Raw genomic sequence first — 17,353 nt, 5'->3', positions numbered from 1 at the left:
AATAAAGAGGTTGGATGTTTTTTTTATTGTTCATTTTTTTAATTTAATCCCCCCTGGTGTTTTTTTAGCATGAAGAGTAAATTAAGTGCACTTAATTGGATGTAACTGCTGGAGATGTTATGGGAAAACAAAGTAAAGAAATGAATGCATTTAACACGGCTAAAAAACTAAGAGAGACATTCATCGAACAATTGAAAAAATGTAACTCTGAAGACGACTTAGAAAAGTTTTTAAGCAAATATAACAAAAACAAGCAAAATAGAGAGCCTTCTATAAGTTTAACGTCTCATCATCAATCGCAGATTAGTGTGATGGATGGGGAAATCGAAGAACGGATCAGCAATTTAAGAAAACGCTTCGCACCCGAAGTTTCTATTGAAATAAGTCCAAGCGTTGAACAACATATAGTGGGACCTGCTATAGTAGAAGAAGATGCAATGTTCGCCACGATTCCTGTATTTCCATTAGAGCTTACGAAAGGAAATCACCCTTTCCGCCAAGTGGATGAGCACCAGAAACTTGAAGTGCCTGACGAGGAAGGGAAAGGAAGGGCTCTTGCTTCAACTGTGATTAAAACGCCTGTTAAATCAATTATAAAAAGTGACGAGTTGGTAAGAGACGAGTCTGAAAAACTAAAGCAACTTAAAACAAAACATACCGTAACATTTGCACCTTTAGAACCTAAAAAGGTTTTAGGTGATGATAAGTTGCCTCAAGGAACTGATGTAGATCACAGAATTAGAAGACAACGACTTATTCATATTTTTGATGTCAATGTAAAATTAAGAGCTATTCAGACAAAGCAGAGAATATATGAAGAAAAAGTTAGAAAATATCGGAAAGAAAAAAACCTAAATGAAGAAGAAAAATATCACAGAGCTGCAATTGCCGCAAAAAGTATTTATGTCCAAATACATCAATTAAAAGAGCAATATGTTCGTGATGGCGATGTAGTTTCTTTTAAATCGAACAGTCAAGATGTTCTCGGTGACGATAAAGTCAATGTAAAAACATTACGGACACATCGTGGATGGTGGGAAAAATTCTTAGATGATTTTGTGAGTCTCATCAATACAGGATTGGATCGTGTTGGTTCTTCAATACACATGCCTAAGTTATCACTCTTTAAACCTCTAGCTGATGGAGGCAAGAAAGTTACCGAACTAAATAATGCAATTAATGCGTTAAATATATAGTTTTATTTTCCTAATAAACAGGGAGTCTGGGTTTAATTCCCTCCACCCAGGCTTCATTTTTTACCTACCCGAATAATATGATATTGTGTTACCATGCTTTATTGTTTTTGCTCTTCCAGAATATTCCTATTATTCTTGAGGATATTGTTCAATAAATATGACTATGGTACAAAACAGCGCGCAAATCACTTTCGATAAGAAACTTGCCACAGTCCACTGTACAGGTCACTGGTCTGTTCTAAAAATTGGGAATTTATTAGAAAAATTCAATGAAAGTGAATTACCAAAAAAACAAAAAGTAATTATTAGCGGCGAAAACATCAGTTATTTTGATAGTGCAGGAGCTTTAACTTTAATTAAATGTATTGATCTGCTCGAACAGCAAGAAAACCAAGTTGAACTGGCTGACTTTACAGAAACCCAACAGCAACTCATCGATTTAATTAAATCAAAAAAAGATGTTTTAGATTATCGTATTCCTTCTCCAGATAAAAAAAATATATTTTATCAATTAGGTAAAGAATCGGAGAATAAATTCCGACAAGCAGAGGGTCTTGTTGCTATAATTGGTGATTTAGCTACTAAATTATTCGAAGCATTTAGTAATTGGCGCCGATTTCAATTACCTAGCATTATCGCAAATGTACATACTACAGGTGTAACTGCTTTACCCATCCTTGCTTTGCTTTCTTTTTTAATTGGTGTCGTTTTGGCCTATCAGATGGGATTGCAATTACAAACATATGGGGCTAACAGTTTCATTGCCTATTTATCAGGTATGGCTATTTTTCGTGAATTTGCACCCTTGATTACAGCCATTATTGTTGCTGGGCGTACCAGTTCAGCATTTACTGCACAAATTGGCAGTATGAAACTGAATGAAGAAGTGGATGCACTTTTAACTATGGGGCTGTCTCCTACGGAATTATTAGTACTTCCTAAAGTGCTTGGATTATTGATCGCATTTCCTTTATTGATTTTTTGGTCTGATGTTTTTAGTATTTTAGGGGCGATGATTATGGCTAATAATATGCTGGGCATTACCTTCATCGATTTCTTGCAACGATTGAAAGATTCTGTGGGAATTTCACAATTGAATTTGGGCTTATATAAAGCACCCGCATTTGCAATGTTAATTGCCCTGGTTGGTTGCTTTCAGGGATTTAGAGTTGAGGCCGGCACGGAAAAAAATATTGGAAGCCAAACTACTAAAAGTGTGGTGCAAGCATTATTTTTAATTATCATTGCTGACGCAATTTATTCAGTCATTTACAGTCGGATGCATTTATAGATGAGTGAACCCATTATCGAAATTAAAGGGCTAAAAAATTCTCTTGGTGGTCAATGGGTACACTCTGATGTGAATTTGACCGTGGAAAAAGGCGAAATTTTAGCCATTATTGGTGGTTCGGGAAGCGGAAAAACAACGATATTACGTAGTTTACTGATGTTACTGAAGCCTACAGCAGGTACCATTAAAATTTTTGGCCAAGACATTAGTCATCTCGATATGGAACAATCTTTTTTGCTCCGTCGTCGATGGGGGATGCTTTTTCAGCACAGTGCGTTATTTTCATCCATGAATGTAGTGGAAAATGTTATGTTTCCTATGAGAGAATTCACTAGCCTCGATCCTAAATTTATGTATGAATTGGCTTTGTTAAAAATCGCTTTAGTGGGGTTACCTAAAGAAGCAGCAGGTAAGTTACCTTCAGAATTGAGTGGAGGAATGCAAAGAAGAGCAGCTGCAGCGCGTGCCATTGCAATGGATCCGGAATTGTTGTTTTTGGATGAGCCCACTACAGGCTTGGACCCACTGAGTGCACGACTTTTCGATGAGTTGATTGTGTTTTTAAGAGATTCTTTAAAACTCACTATAGTCATGGTGAGTCATGATATAGAATCTTTAAAACGGACGACAGATCGCGTGGCTTTTATTGGTGATGGAAAAATTTTAAGTGTTGAGCCGATTAATGATTTAATGAAAAATAAGAATAAAATAATTGCTGGTTATTTTAGTAAAATGTAATCTAGAGCCTCCCAACATTCATTGTATAATAGGCACTAAGCATAACTGGAGACAGAATACTTGGAAGCGAAAACCAATTACACCATTGTAGGTGTAGTCGTACTTATATTGCTGGTAGGTTTAGTGGCTACAATGCTGTGGTTGTCAGTTGGTTTTAGTCAAAAAAAATATATTACTTATACCGTTTTTATGCATGAGGCGGCATCTGGTCTGACTCAGGATGCTCCCGTGAAATACAATGGAGTACAAGTGGGGCATGTAAAGGAAATAAAATTAAATCAAAGCGACCCAAGACAAGTTGAAATCTTGTTAGATATTGAAGAAGGAACACCGATTACGACAAGTACATATGCCACGTTAAATTCCCAAGGGATCACTGGCGTTACTTATATTGGTTTGAGTGCAAGCACTTCAGATCTGACGCCAATCCAAAAAATGCCAGGTGAGCCCTATCCAGTTATTCCTTCAAAACCTTCTGTTTTTACTCAATTAGATGGCATTTTAAAGAGAGTATCTGAGGATGTAGACTCTGTAAGTACCGAAGCAAAGCGTATTTTTAATGAAGAAAATGCAAAACATGTAAGCCATATCTTAACTAATATTGATCATTTTTCTAAAGACCTTGCGCGCAATGGTAAGAATGTTAATGTTTTAATGGATAATCTTGCCAAAACAAGCCGAGATTTCCCGCATATGCTGGAAGAACTCAGAGTGGGAATATCTAAATTTAATACAATGGCAGAAAGTTTAAGTAAAGCTGGGAACAGTGTATCAAAAACTATGGGTACAGGAAAAAATGCTATCGATAAAATTTCTGAAGAAGCACTCCCACCTGCTGTAATCTTATTACGAAGATTGAATGCAATTTCTGCAAATTTGGAAAAGGTGAGCAGTGAACTGCGACAAAACCCTGCTGTGGTTATTCGTGGAAGTAAACCGCCAAAACCTGGGCCTGGAGAATAATAAATGAATAAGTGGACTGTGTTTCTCGTGGGTTTAAGTACAGCGGTACTGAGTGGTTGCTCAGCAGTTAAAGTCTCTGTAAAAAACCAGTATCAATTGAGTGCATATAGCACAAAGCAGTTGGTTAAAGAACCGATGCCTATTACTTTATTGGTTACGCCACCTGATGCCGCTGCAGGATATCAAACAGAGCAAATGCTCTATAGCAAAAAGCCTTATGAACTTGAACCTTTTGCAAAAAATGCCTGGGTAAATCCACCAGCAGATATGCTTTATCCCCTAATCCTACAAAGCTTGCAACGAACAAATCTGTTTAAAGCGGTTACATCTAATGCGTATACTTTAGGTGTAAATTATCGATTAGATACCCAATTGCTTGCTCTTGAGCAGAACTTTCTTAAAAAACCAAGTGTACTTGAGTTTTCAGGAAAAATGGTTTTAACCCATGTAAGTGATAACAAAGTATTGGCTTCAAAAATTGTCAATTTACAAATTCCATGCCCAAGTGATACGCCTTACGGTGGTGTAATCGCAGCGAATAAAGCAACGCGACAATTTACTGCGATCTTAGCCCATTTTGTTGTATCTCATATCGAACATTAACGGATTTGCTTCGAGTAGATTGTATCTATAAAAGCGTCACAGTGTAGTGAGGGATCTCCAGAAGACTGGGTATGAATAAAATCAGGAGATTCTTTTGTCGCAAATACCTCAGGATGAGGTGGTCGTTAATGCCCCGTAGTTACTGCAAGCAACCTTTTAGTGAAAACTTATCTTGTTTTTAAAGGGAGTATCTAGGACTTGGGATTGAATTGGTTTAATTAGTTATTGTAGCCAAAAAATAAAAAGAATTGTACAATGTGCCCCCATGAGCCCTGTATGGGAACTTTGAAATTTGTCAATAATAAAAAGAACGAAGGAGATTGAGGATGAAAGCCGGATCACTATGTAAATTAGGTCTGCTTGTAGCGAGTGCCGTTTTAGTTGCTGCGTGCTCCAAAGCACCAGGTAGTGCGGATGGGGTAGGGGTGACTGATGCCGAAGCATCTGCCCAAGGTTTAGGACAATTTACTCATTTTGCTGGTCAAGAACCAGGTGAATCTTATACAACTAAGGCACCTCATAATCAATTGTATTTGTTCTCATATGATGACAGTAACTTAGCTCCCAAATATTTACCATCTGTTAATGCTCAGGCAGAATACTTGAAAACTCATCCGGGTGCTCGTGTATTAATTGCTGGACATACTGACGAGCGTGGTAGTCGTGAATATAACGTAGCTCTTGGTGAGCGTCGTGCAAATACTGTAGCCGACATTTTACGTATGGCTGGTGTTAACAGACAACAAATGCGTGTTGTGAGCTACGGTAAAGAGCGTCCAATTAATTTAGGACATGATGATGCGTCACATGCACAAAATCGACGCGTAGAATTTACTTATGAGGCAACAAGATGATAAATTGCAAAAAACACATTATCGCTACAGGTTTTATGTTCCTGCTACCTTTGACCAGTTGGTCCGTGGCGCCTGTTGTTGATGAGAGTGAAAATTTTGCAATGATTGACCAGCAGGCGTATGAAACGCCTGTTGGCCCTAAGTACGATCAACCACAAATTGACAATGGTCAGTTTGAAGTTGCTCGTAATGAAAATTATACAATAGATAATTCCCAAACTGATGATGAACCTGCGCTTGCTAAAGATGACCAAGCAAATGATTCAAATAATAATGTTACAGACAGCGCTAAGCTAATTGACAAAATCCAAAGTTTGCAGCAAGAAATCCAAGAGCTACGTGGACAATTAGAAGTACAAGCTCATGATTTAAAATTGTTACAGCAACAGCAAGTTGCTTTTTACAAAGATTTAGATTCACGCTTAAGTGGGACTACTTCTGCGAAAGCATCGCCAAATAAACCTTCATTGGATCTTTCAGTAGGTTCAAAGGAACCCGCTACACCTAAGAAAATTGTACCGGCACCTGATGTCCAAGCAAACAAATCAGTTACTACGCCAGTTACAGTACCTGTTTCTACTGCATCCAGAGTAAACCCTGCGGATGAACAAATCAGCTATTTAGCTGCATATGAATTAGTGAAAAATAAACGATATGATGATGCTATAAGTGCTATGAATGTATTCGTTCAAAAATATCCAAGGGGTGGTTATACTGCTAATGCACAATATTGGCTAGGCGAGCTTTATTTAGTTAAAAAAGAGTATTCTCAAGCCATAGGGCATTTTAACGTTGTGTTACAGCAATTTCCCACTTCAAGTAAATCGGCTGCAAGTATGTTAAAGGTTGGCTATGCCTACGCTGAACAAGGTGATAAGCAAGAGGCCAAGAAGTTCCTGCAACAAGTTGTAAGAGCTTATCCTGGTACTCCTACAGCACAATTGGCTAATTCAAAATTACGTACAATATAATTAATGAATTTTTTTATATGTGACTTAGAAATTTGTAAATTTGTAGCCTGGGTAATGCACATCGTAACCCGGGTTTTTTCTATCAAAAATTTCTCGAGTTACCGCTTATGCCTTCACCAGGCTATATTGAAATAGTTTACGGATCCCAAGGAGAAATTATGTATTGGCTAGCTCATGCCCCAGCTAATATTGCTTTGATCAAATATATGGGAAAAAAGGATGATAGCTCGAATAGTCCTGATAATCCTTCATTGTCCTACACGTTAAATGAACTTAAAAGCACAGTTCGACTTGAAAAAGCAAGTTCGAAAAAAGATATTTGGGAACCATTGATTATACCCGGAGGAATTGACCATTTTGTTCTTTCAGCAGAAGGACAAAAAAGGTTTCTTGACCATCTCGCTCGCATAAAAGCATATTTTAATTATGATGGTGGTTTTTTAGTACAGTCTTGTAATAATTTTCCTCACAGTAGTGGAATGGCCAGTTCTGCTTCAAGCTTCGCCGCCTTAACTCGTTGTGCTGTGATTGCTTTGAGTGAATTAACTACTAAACCCACACCTTCTATTAATGAGCAGGCACAGTTAAGCCGATTAGGCTCAGGCTCATCTTGTCGATCTTTTTATTCTCCCTGGGCTTTATGGGATGATCATGAAGTTAAAGCAGTAGATTTACCTTATCCGGAGTTAATCTATCAAGGTGTAATTATTAGCAATAAGAAGAAGGAAGTTCCCTCCAGTGAAGCACATCAGCGAGTAAAGAGCAGTCCTTTTTATGAAACACGCAGTCAAAGGGCAAGGGAGAACTTAAAGCTTTTATTAGAGGCATTAGTGAGTCAAAATTGGACTTCGGCCTATCAGATCTGCTGGCGTGAATTTCAAGATATGCATCGTTTGTTTAATACATGCGAGCAACCTTTTTCATACATGACGGAAAATTGTATTGATTTATTGCATCACTTAGAGAATTTTTGGCATAAAAAAGGCGATGGTCCTATCGTGACTATGGATGCAGGACCGAATATTCATTTGTTGTATCGTTCTGACCAAGCAGAATTGGCACGTGAATTTAAACGTGATTATTTAATAGGCAATTACGATGTTCTTTGATTTTGAAACCACAACTTTTGGCAAATGGATTTTAGCAGGTGAACATGCTGTAGTACGGGGGCATCCAGCTCTTGTATTTCCGATCAAGGAAAAAAAATTAACGTTAACTTATTCTGCTGCTGCAACTTCTTTAGGGGCTGATTATACGGGAAGTAGTGGTGCAGATATGCAGCTTTTATTTTGGAGTGTGTTAGAACATGGCATGCAATTATTGGGACGCTCTTTAAATCAATTAGGTGGTTATTTTCATTTAGATAGCACAATCCCTGTGGGAGCAGGGATGGGGGCTTCAGCAGCGCTTTGTGTGGCAATGAGTCGTTGGTTTTGTGCGCAAAAAATGATTGAACAAAATCAATGTAATGATTTTGCGAAAGAACTAGAGCACTTGTTCCATGGAAAAAGTAGTGGACTTGATGTGGCAGGAGTTGCTGCAGAGAGCGGGGTTTATTTTAAATCGGGAAAAATTACCCCACTTACGCAAAAAATTCGTCCTCAGTTTTTTTTATCTTCATGTAAGCAAATCGGAATTACATCCCATTGTATACATCAGGTCCAGAATTTATGGACTAATAATCCTACATTATCCGAGCAAATTGATACACAAATGGTTGCCGCAGTTGAGGAAGCTAAAAAAGCTTTAGAACTGGGGGGATCAGATGCAATCTCCTCTTTAGCCCAAGCAATTAATAAAGCAGCGGATTGTTTTTATCAATGGAATTTGGTTAGTGAGAGTTTGCAGCAACATATGAATCGATTAACTGCAGAAGGTGCTCTGGCTGTAAAACCTACAGGTTCTGGGGGAGGGGGATTTGTGCTAAGCCTTTGGGACAAACAGCCACCTGCGTCTCTTGAATTGCTGATTGCTTAATAGAAAATTATCTTAACCGTTCGGGTTATGCTTGAATCTTGGGGAGTTGGATTTGAGTTCAGGTTGCCGGAAAATAATGCTGGGGAAACGTAGCATAAATCAGTATGTGCGGCTATCAGTCTACAAATTGATAATAGACTTCGGTCCCTTTAACCATTCCAAGTTCGTAGCGTGCTTGTTCTTCCAGAGCTTGCTCGCCACCTTTCAATTCTCTAATATCTGCTTCAAGTGCTCGATTACGTGTTGCCAGTTTATTGTTTTCTTGTTCGTGAACGGTCAGTTTTTTTTCAAGATCTTGCCATTGAATCAAATTTCCATCGCCCAGCCACAGCTTATGTTGTAAAACAACTAGGGAAACAATCAAAATTATAAACAAAGAGCGCATAGGGTTTGCTTAATTAAAAGGTATCCTTTAACCATTGTATTACCATATCCCAATGTGTAGCAATATGTGCTTGAGGATTTTTTCACATTGGATATTCAAAAACTTAAAATCAGAGAAAATAGTCAAATTTGGGGCAATAGATTCAGATTCACTAACCCGGGTTCCATTGCATTGAACCCAGGCTACAGGGTAATTTAATCAATCAAAAATGTTTACGTAAAATGTTAAGCTCTTCATTTAATTGATCTATTTTTTCTAATAGTTCTAAAGCAAGTGCTACTCCTGGCAGATTAATTCCCAAGTCTTGATGGAGGCGAAAAGCCGACTCAATTTTGCGAAGATCGTTTGGATTTAATTTCAGATGCTCTTTTTTTGTGGTTTTTGTAGAAAATAAACCGTACTCTACCATTTCATGTAATAATTCTTCAGGTATGTGATATCTTTGACATACTTCATTAAATGATATGGTCATTGTTTCTTCAATAAGCACGCCAATTATTGTATTGTCTTGTTTCATGCTTATACTCCCATTTTGTCACGTGGATTAAAAGGCATTACTTGCTCCATTTTTTTATAGAGCTCTGTAGCGGCTTCAGTAGTTGCTGGCGGGGTAATAATCTTTAAAAGGACGTATTGGTGTCCAGGTGTTGTTCCTGGTAACCCACGATTTTTAAGTCTTAATTTTTGCCCTCCTTGAGAGGCAGGTGGAATTTTTAAATCGATTTTTCCTCCTAAGGTAGGAACGACCACTGTTGCACCTAACGCGGCCTCCCAAGGAGTAATAGGAAGTGTGAGGTAGATGTCACCATCCATTAAATCAAAAAGAGGGTGTTTCTCAATTTGAATGGTTAAATAAATATCACCGCGAGGCCCGCCATGAATTCCTGGAGCTCCTTGTCCTGCAAGGCGAATTTGTTGACCTGATTTTACTCCTGGAGGTATTTTCACTTTTAAGGTTTGCATGGAGGCTTTTGATTCGTGGGTAGGAATCTGAATGTTTGTGACAGTTCCTTTAAATGCATCTTCCAGGCTGATATTTATTTTTCCATGATAATCTTGTCCAGCCATCGGTTGTTGGCGATAGCGAGAATGACCGAAAAGATTTTCGAATAAGTCCTCATTAAATTGGCCACTGTAATAATGTTGGGCTTCTTCAGGACGCCAATGTGTCGATCCTTCTTGCTGGTGATACGCTTTGTTTTTTCGATAATTATCATATTCAGCTTTTTTTACTGGGTCTCTTAAAACCTCGTATGCTTCCCCCATTTCTTTAAAGTGCTCTTCTGCATTTGGCTCTTTACTTATATCAGGATGGTATTTCCGAGCCAATTTTCGATATGCCATCTTAATGTCTTTCTCAGAGGCATCCTCACTTACTCCCATTATTTTGTAATAGTCTTTATCCATGTTTTTATACTCAATTTAAAAATCATTTATTTTTGTAACACATATCTTCCCGGAGCGTCAGGTAATGTTTTATCTATTTTAGGTGGTAAGCTCATACCACTACTCGATTGTCTCACTAGCCAGTCATGCCAGGCAATCCACCATGAACCTTTTCGCGATTGGGCAATTTCGAGCCAATGTTCAGGAGAAATATATGTTTCTTCTTTTTTTTGCTCACGAATTAGATAACTCCGTCCCGAATGCCCTGGTTCACTAACTATACCTGCATTATGACCTCCATTCGTAAGAACAAAAGTAATATCTTCTCGTTTAATCAGCGAATGAGTTTTATAAACAGATTTCCAAGGACTCACATGGTCTTTCTCAGTACTGACTACGAATGCAGGCAGTCTGATATTTTCTGGGGCTATATGCTTGCCTTCAATCGTATATTGGCCTTCAGAGAACTCATTCTTGAGAAATAATTTTTCAAGATATTCGCTGTGCATTTTATAAGGCATACGGGTTGTATCTGCGTTCCAAGCAAGTAAGGCGATCATTCCTCTCTGTGTTCCATGCATGTAGTCTTGTACCATTTTAGACCAAATAAGGTCATAGGAGCGCAGCATTTGAAAACTTCCGGCCATGAGTTTGGTATCTAAATAACCTTGCTCCCACATAATATTTTCCAAAAAAGAAACCTGACTGTTATTAATGAACAGTAATAACTCACCTGCCTCAGTAAAATCTCCCTGAGCCGCAAGGAGCGAAAGACTTTTCAGGCGATCGTCACGGTCTTTAGCCATAGTTGCAGCGGTAATCATAGCTAAAGTGCCGCCAATGCAATACCCCATTAAATGAATTTTTGTGTCAGGTATGATGGTTGATATCTTATCAATTGCAGCCATAGCTCCTTGGCGATAATAATCATCAAGAGCTAAATTTCTGTCTTCAGAAGAAGGATTGAGCCAGGAAACAATGAATACCGTGTGACCTTGTTGAACCAGCCAATTCACTAATGAGTTTTCCGGAAGAAGATCAAGAATATAATATTTCATAATCCAGGCAGGAAGGATTAATAAAGGTTCTTTATAGACTTTTTGAGTTTGCGCTTCATATTGAATGAGCTCAATCAAATGGTTTTTAAATACTACCTTACCCTTTGTTACCGCTACTTGCTTCCCTGGAATAAAGTGTTCAACTCCGGCTGGAGGAGTGCCGGTTAATTTCTCAACCAGGTCTTGTAGGCCTAATTGTGTTCCACGAATTAGATTTTCTCCATAGGAATTTAGTGTTTCTTGCAATAAATCAGGATTGGTCCAAACAAAATTGGAAGGGGATAGTGCATCTAGGAGTTGCTTTATTGTGAATGACATAATTCGTCGATTGGGTTCATTTAATCCTGGAATTTCACTTGCAGCTTTTAAAGACCACTCTTCAATTTGTAAAAATTGTTCCGCCCATAAACGCCATGGATAGAGACTCCAGTTGTCTGTATGAAATCGCACATCATTACCCTTGCCCGGTTTATCGTGATTTATGAGGCGTTCAGTAAAATCAGAGAAATTCAGTAAAGGATAAAGGTTTAATTTTAAGAAAGTCCCAGGGGCTTGTAACAGTTGGACTCCCCATGAAAAATATGAGGTTGCTATGGAAGCAGGACTGATGCTTGCAGTAAATTTTCCCAGATTGGCTTGATAATACTTATCCATTAAATTAAAAAAGTCATATGCAATATCGGAAGATTTCTCTTTGGAGTCTGGGCCTGCAATTCGTCCTTTTATTTCTTTTATTTTTTGTGATGGTTTCATTTTTTTCGAAACAACCTTTGCCATTTTTTTCATGGTTTCAGTTCTTATCACCGTTATTGTTATGAAATAGTATAGTCTCTTGGATATTTATTTGTATATTAATCAGTTAAAGTACATACTATCCACATGCTTGTGGATGAAGTCATGAGTTGTATTCCTGTAATTCAGGACTCTTTTCTAGGTTGACTTAGTTTAGTTTGAGCTACGGTTTCTTATTGCTGAGAACTGTAGATAGATATTAACAACTACATGAAGTATCCCAGTACCGTTTGAATTTATTTTGGAGACCTTTATGCAAAAGTACGTACTAAATATCCTGGTTGTTTTTGTTTTATTTTCATTGATTGGTTGTCAGTCGAACCAGGCAACATCTAATATATTTAGGTCGTTTACACCGATGGCTACTCCAGGAGCAGATTTAACACAAAGCGTGCAGGAAGCTTTAATGCGAAATGATGATCTGGCTGTGTCCCAAGTGCATGTTCAAACAAGGCAAGATGTTGTGATTCTTTCTGGATATGTTAAAAAAATTAGGCTCAGTGATACCGCTGAACAAATAGCGCGTCAGGTACCAGGCGTACGTGGTGTAGAAAATCATATAATTGTCCGACAATAGACCCTTAAAGCGCTCCATTTGTACTATATTTATAAAATAGGTTAAGTATATTCAAATGGAGAATAACATGGCTGACCTAATCCATAATGCCTTGCCAGTACCAAAGCGAAAAATTATTTTTATCCACCCAGAAGATTCTGTAAGAAAAAGTATTGATATGATGACGGAATATGATATCGGTGCATTGGTTGTAGTAGATAACGACAATCAATTAATAGGTATAGTAAGCGAGCGCGACATAGTGCGTTCTTGCTTGCACAAATGCATTGATCTTGATACAGGAAAAGTTGCCGATGTGGTGCATAGAGATATTACTATACTTAGCCCTAATGATGTTGTAGAAAAAGCAATGCAAGCTATGACTGCAACTAAAAGAAGGCATGTGTTAATTCGTGATGAGAATGGTGAATTTGTTGCTATTTTATCAATAGGTGATTTGCTTTATCATCTATTGGAAGATAAGGCTCGTGTGATAGAGCAATTAGAAAATTATATTCATACCTATTAAAAGAGTTTTTTAGGATGATATAGTATCCTTTTTAATGCACTTATGAATCCTATGAAAACTGCTTTCAAATTGCTGCTAACGTTCTTCATTTTTCAAGCGACGGTGTGGGCTGCTGAATTATCGCCCACATGGTATTCCAAGACAGATAATAAGGTGATCATCAATGTAGAAATGTTTCTATCGACCACCTGTCCCCATTGTCAGAAGGCTGATGCATTTTTCCATGAAATGGAAACAAAATATCCGGATCTGCATATTCAACGATATTATATTGATCAGGATAAAGATTCATTAGGTCGTTTTTATCAATTATTAAGCGCACAGCAGATGGATGATTTTGCTGTTCCATCTATCTTTATTTGTAATTCGCGTTGGGTTGGTTTTGATTCAGCTGAAACTACTGGCAAAGATTTATTGCAAGCGATTAATTATTGTAAGAAGCAAATTGAACATAAAGGTGAATTAACTCTTGAAACGGTTAATACTCTGCGTCATTTGGCCAATGCAAACCGATTTATTACGGGATTGGTAGAGAAACCGTCAAGACTTCAATTTACAACCACAATTGCGTTTATGGATTCTTTTACTCCATGTGCATTTTTTTGTTTTGCGGGATTTCTTGCTTTTCTTTTAATCGAGACTCAGAGGAAAAAACAACTGATTGCAGCACTTTTATATGCCTCTTCTGTGGCAATAGTCCATTATTTTCAACAAGTTTATCCCAGTACTTTTTTTGAATTGTTGCCTTGGATGCATATTCCTGCGGTATTCTTGGGTTTAATGACGATTTATTTTGTTGGGCAATATTATAAAAAACAGTATTCTAAAACTTTGTATTTTTCATTGGCTTTTTTATTAGGGCTGATCACTACAATTTATCAGCAAACCTGTGTGATGAATTGGTCTACAATTTTTGAACAATGGCTGAATGATCAGCATTTACCCAGTTGGCAAGCTAGTTTGTATCAATTGCTGTATCAAGGAGTATACATACTCCCTCTAATCTTGATTCTACTTATTTATTTTCTCTTGTGTAAGATCAATCGCTTTGCCGCATTAAGAACAAAGTTAGCTACTATTGGTCTTTTATTTTTACTTGCTATTGCTGTAAGTTTAGTGGTGTATCCCTTTGTATTGTCTAATTTGGGAGTCTCAATTGTGCTTTTATTTATCTTGATGATTGTTGGTAACTTTTTAAATTTGACTTGATCTTACTTTGATGATTTGGGATCATCATCTCTCTTTGTTTGTAATTGCTCAGCGTTCATTAAATGTGTACTCGGATGGTTGGATTTGCTCGCAAGATGCGTGAAATACGACCGTTCGCTGGAAAAGCCGAGCACTTACCCTTGTTTTTCAGGTGATAACATGAGCAAGCCCATTAATATTCCCGTTGTTGTAGAGAGCGGAAAAAAATATAAAACATCTCATGGCGTGACAGCAATTAAAGATGGCGTAAAACCAACAGGGCTAGCCTATGAGCGTTTACCTAAACCTAAATGGCTGCGTGTAGTGAATCATACTACCCCTGAATACCATCAAGTAAAAGAGCAGGTACAAAAACACCGTTTGGCGACAGTTTGCGAGGAGGCAAAATGTCCTAATATTTCTGAATGTTGGTCGCATGGTACTGCTACGATTATGTTAATGGGAGCTGTATGTACTCGTGCATGTCGTTTTTGCGCAGTAGATACTGGTAATCCTCATGGTTGGTTGGATTTGCAAGAACCAGAAAATACAGCCAATACAGTAGCCTTAATGAATTTAGATTATGTCGTTTTAACTTCAGTAAACAGAGATGATTTATCTGATGGTGGCGCAAATCATTATGCACAAACTATTCGTGCAATTAAACAACGCTCTCCAAAAACTAAAGTAGAAGCATTAACCCCTGATTTTCAAGGTGTAGAAAAAGTTATTGCCGTATTATTGGATAGTGGCGTTGATGTATTTGCACAAAATGTTGAAACGGTCGAACGTTTGACGCATCCAGTACGTGACAATAGAGCCGGGTATGCGCAAACATTAAACGTTCTTGCATTTGCCAAACGCTATAGACCGGACGTTTTGACTAAAACTAGCTTGATGTTGGGTTTAGGTGAAACGGATGAGGAAATTATCCAAACAATGGATGACTTGCGTGCCCATAATGTGGATATTCTTACCCTTGGACAATATTTGCAACCCACAAGAAACCATTTACCCATCGCGCGTTATGTGACTCCCGAAACCTTTGCTGAACTCAGACAGATCGGATTAAAAAAAGGCTTTTTTGAAGTTGCTTCAGGACCTTTAGTTCGCTCAAGTTATCGAGCAGATAGAATATTTAAACAAGATAATTTAGGTTTGGATAATTAATTATTTATAACCCGGGTGAGCTAAACCCGGGAAATAATTTCTCCCAGGTTCAATTTAATCAATAAAGTTTATCCCTTTACAACTTAATGGACAGAGAGCTAGTGCTTATCGTTTCATCTTGACGTAGTTGATGTTCATTCAATTGATGTTGTATAAAGCTGACAACTTTATCAGCAATCGCTTGACTATAAGCTGTTACTTTCTTCTCCTCTTTAGGATTCTTGAGTTTAACTTCTGCTAAGCCAACCGCTAGTTTATCAGCCCAGTCTTTGCATATGTAAAAGTTATCATCCACTTTTGACAGTTGAGCGACATATTGGCTATGAGTTTTATTAAATACTTTATAGATTTGATTTATCGTTTCGATGGTAACTTTGTTAACAATCTCAGGTATTAGTTCATTTTTACGACTGCTCGTTATTTGTTGGTCTAATAGAGTGTGTATTAATGTTTTAAAGGAATGAAAATTCATGATCTCAGGTGCATTAACACTTAATAAGGAATTTAATTGAGTGCTTAATTCAGCATTTGAGTCTTCTACTTTCCCGGACTCAATAATCAATAGAGTAATCGTATTTAATCGTGTACTAATGGCTTCAACGATTTCCTTAGGCTGTTTGAGTACGAACTCGCGGAACGAAGTTATTTCGGGCAAAACTTTTACTTCTTTATCACGAAGTGCAAGAGCAGGAGATAATTCTGGCTTAATTAATATATTGAACTTTATCAGCATTAATTCAGCACGCAAAGTACGGGCTTGCTCTATGGCATAATTGAGTAATGCTGCACCTAACTTCGGTGGTTCTTTAGTTTCAAACTCTGTAGGCTTATTATTGAGAGGAGCATTAAGCATTGCTTCAAGCACTGCATTTTGAAGATAATGAAAAACCAGCTCTCTGTTCACCTGAATATTTTCGTCGGAATACCAATCAGTATAGATTGGATCAAGCATCTTCAATAAAGCGCGGATTTCTTTGATTACTTTGGATTTCAAAGGATAAAGGTAACCATTTTTTTCATACTGCACCATAACATTAAATGACATTGCAGATCTTAAGAATTTCGCTCCTCGTGCTTTTGCATCACTGTTGGTTTTATCTTCGAAGTAATTTTCGTAGGCAACTGTATCACCCCATAAAGCACACGTAGAATGATCATTTTTTATCAATTCATCCAATGTAATATGTGTATAAGCGGGGAGAGTTGTATTGCTTAAGCTTAAGCTGCGTCTGACGGGTTTCGAAGTGGAAGCTCCACCATCCAACATTTTATTTTTTTGTTCCAGGAAAAAAAGACTTTTTTGTCGTGTAATATTGGTTTTAGGGGCAGTGATGGTTTCCTTTACTTCGCAAAGATGATCGACGCTTAGGTATGCCTTGTCAAAAATTTTGACATCTTTAATGAGTATTTCGCCTTTGTCATATGTAATCCCAGGAAATTTTTTAAATAGATCAAAAGACATTTTAGGCATTAATTGAGCTTGGTTGTCCTTTTTTATGCAATAAAGCAAGCATGTGGCTTGGTTGGTTTTTTCATTCAATTCCCAAACAATTGGGTTACCTTCGAATTTAATCTCTGGAAAATAAATCTTCATATGAAATGTACTCTAGTTAAAAAACGCATGGTACGAATTACGTACTTAACAAGCAAGCACATCTTTATATTTTTAAATTAAAACAAGAGATTATATGCGGGT

General features: G+C 37.5%; 18 protein-coding genes. 13 read left to right on the top strand and 5 right to left on the bottom strand.

Annotated features, from left to right (window positions below; all coding sequences use genetic code 11):
• The first annotated feature begins 119 nt into the window (after positions 1 to 119).
• The 9 genes from ACWTEW_RS27460 (at position 120) to ACWTEW_RS27420 (ending at position 8,593) form a co-directional block, all read left to right on the top strand.
• A complete protein-coding gene (locus ACWTEW_RS27460; RefSeq protein ID WP_454781258.1) occupies positions 120 to 1,196 on the top strand; it encodes a hypothetical protein in 1,077 nt (358 codons plus the stop codon).
• 163 nt (positions 1,197 to 1,359) lie between these two features.
• Positions 1,360 to 2,487, top strand: coding sequence for an MlaE family ABC transporter permease (locus tag ACWTEW_RS27455; protein WP_454781284.1), 1,128 nt, complete (start codon positions 1,360 to 1,362; stop codon positions 2,485 to 2,487).
• On the top strand, positions 2,488 to 3,225 hold the full coding sequence (locus ACWTEW_RS27450) for an ABC transporter ATP-binding protein (RefSeq protein ID WP_454781257.1): 738 nt from the start codon (positions 2,488 to 2,490) through the stop codon (positions 3,223 to 3,225). It begins immediately after the preceding gene.
• Between the two features lie 60 nt (positions 3,226 to 3,285).
• Positions 3,286 to 4,188: an MlaD family protein gene (locus ACWTEW_RS27445; RefSeq protein WP_454781256.1), complete on the top strand. Its 903-nt coding sequence runs from the start codon at positions 3,286 to 3,288 to the stop codon at positions 4,186 to 4,188.
• Between the two features lie 3 nt (positions 4,189 to 4,191).
• Entirely contained in the window at positions 4,192 to 4,791 is a 600-nt protein-coding gene (locus ACWTEW_RS27440) for an ABC-type transport auxiliary lipoprotein family protein (protein WP_454781255.1), read from the top strand.
• 326 nt (positions 4,792 to 5,117) lie between these two features.
• Entirely contained in the window at positions 5,118 to 5,645 is a 528-nt protein-coding gene (pal, locus tag ACWTEW_RS27435; RefSeq protein WP_454781254.1) for a peptidoglycan-associated lipoprotein Pal, read from the top strand.
• Positions 5,642 to 6,616: a tol-pal system protein YbgF gene (ybgF, locus tag ACWTEW_RS27430; protein WP_454781253.1), complete on the top strand. Its 975-nt coding sequence runs from the start codon at positions 5,642 to 5,644 to the stop codon at positions 6,614 to 6,616. Before pal ends, ybgF begins: the two co-directional genes overlap by 4 nt.
• Positions 6,617 to 6,774: 158 nt before the next feature.
• Entirely contained in the window at positions 6,775 to 7,725 is a 951-nt protein-coding gene (locus ACWTEW_RS27425) for a diphosphomevalonate decarboxylase (protein WP_454781252.1), read from the top strand.
• Positions 7,715 to 8,593, top strand: coding sequence for a mevalonate kinase family protein (locus ACWTEW_RS27420; protein ID WP_454781251.1), 879 nt, complete (start codon positions 7,715 to 7,717; stop codon positions 8,591 to 8,593). The genes ACWTEW_RS27425 and ACWTEW_RS27420 overlap by 11 nt, the downstream gene beginning before the upstream one ends.
• 115 nt (positions 8,594 to 8,708) lie before the next feature.
• On the opposite strand, the gene ftsB is transcribed toward ACWTEW_RS27420, so the two are convergent.
• From ftsB to ACWTEW_RS27400, 4 genes are all read right to left on the bottom strand, one after another.
• The gene (ftsB, locus tag ACWTEW_RS27415; protein ID WP_454781250.1) at positions 8,709 to 8,978 is read right to left on the bottom strand and encodes a cell division protein FtsB; all 270 of its coding nucleotides are present in this window, start codon (positions 8,976 to 8,978) and stop codon (positions 8,709 to 8,711) included.
• 202 nt (positions 8,979 to 9,180) lie between these two features.
• Complete coding sequence (locus tag ACWTEW_RS27410; RefSeq protein WP_454781249.1) at positions 9,181 to 9,495, bottom strand: chaperone modulator CbpM; 315 nt, start codon at positions 9,493 to 9,495, stop codon at positions 9,181 to 9,183.
• 2 nt (positions 9,496 to 9,497) lie between these two features.
• A complete protein-coding gene (locus ACWTEW_RS27405; RefSeq protein WP_454781248.1) occupies positions 9,498 to 10,385 on the bottom strand; it encodes a DnaJ C-terminal domain-containing protein in 888 nt (295 codons plus the stop codon).
• A gap of 26 nt (positions 10,386 to 10,411) precedes the next feature.
• Complete coding sequence (locus tag ACWTEW_RS27400; RefSeq protein WP_454781247.1) at positions 10,412 to 12,208, bottom strand: PHA/PHB synthase family protein; 1,797 nt, start codon at positions 12,206 to 12,208, stop codon at positions 10,412 to 10,414.
• A 259-nt stretch (positions 12,209 to 12,467) separates the two neighbouring features.
• Between ACWTEW_RS27400 and ACWTEW_RS27395 the strand changes: the two genes are divergently transcribed.
• The 4 genes from ACWTEW_RS27395 (at position 12,468) to lipA (ending at position 15,657) form a co-directional block, all read left to right on the top strand.
• On the top strand, positions 12,468 to 12,791 hold the full coding sequence (locus ACWTEW_RS27395; protein WP_454781246.1) for a BON domain-containing protein: 324 nt from the start codon (positions 12,468 to 12,470) through the stop codon (positions 12,789 to 12,791).
• A 67-nt stretch (positions 12,792 to 12,858) separates the two neighbouring features.
• The gene (locus tag ACWTEW_RS27390; RefSeq protein ID WP_454781245.1) at positions 12,859 to 13,299 is read left to right on the top strand and encodes a CBS domain-containing protein; all 441 of its coding nucleotides are present in this window, start codon (positions 12,859 to 12,861) and stop codon (positions 13,297 to 13,299) included.
• Positions 13,300 to 13,350: 51 nt separating this feature from the next.
• A complete protein-coding gene (locus ACWTEW_RS27385) occupies positions 13,351 to 14,508 on the top strand; it encodes a glutaredoxin family protein (RefSeq protein WP_454781244.1) in 1,158 nt (385 codons plus the stop codon).
• Positions 14,509 to 14,667: 159 nt separating this feature from the next.
• On the top strand, positions 14,668 to 15,657 hold the full coding sequence (gene lipA / locus ACWTEW_RS27380; RefSeq protein ID WP_454781243.1) for a lipoyl synthase: 990 nt from the start codon (positions 14,668 to 14,670) through the stop codon (positions 15,655 to 15,657).
• 76 nt (positions 15,658 to 15,733) lie between these two features.
• Here the strand turns inward: lipA and ACWTEW_RS27375 are convergent, their stop codons facing one another.
• Entirely contained in the window at positions 15,734 to 17,251 is a 1,518-nt protein-coding gene (locus tag ACWTEW_RS27375) for a hypothetical protein (protein WP_454781242.1), read from the bottom strand.
• Positions 17,252 to 17,353 lie beyond the last annotated feature (102 nt).

The sequence above is a fragment of the Legionella stuttgartensis genome (assembly GCF_977063405.2).
The sequence above is the reverse complement of the archived record's forward strand: the minus strand, read 5'-3'. Positions and strand labels throughout refer to the sequence as shown.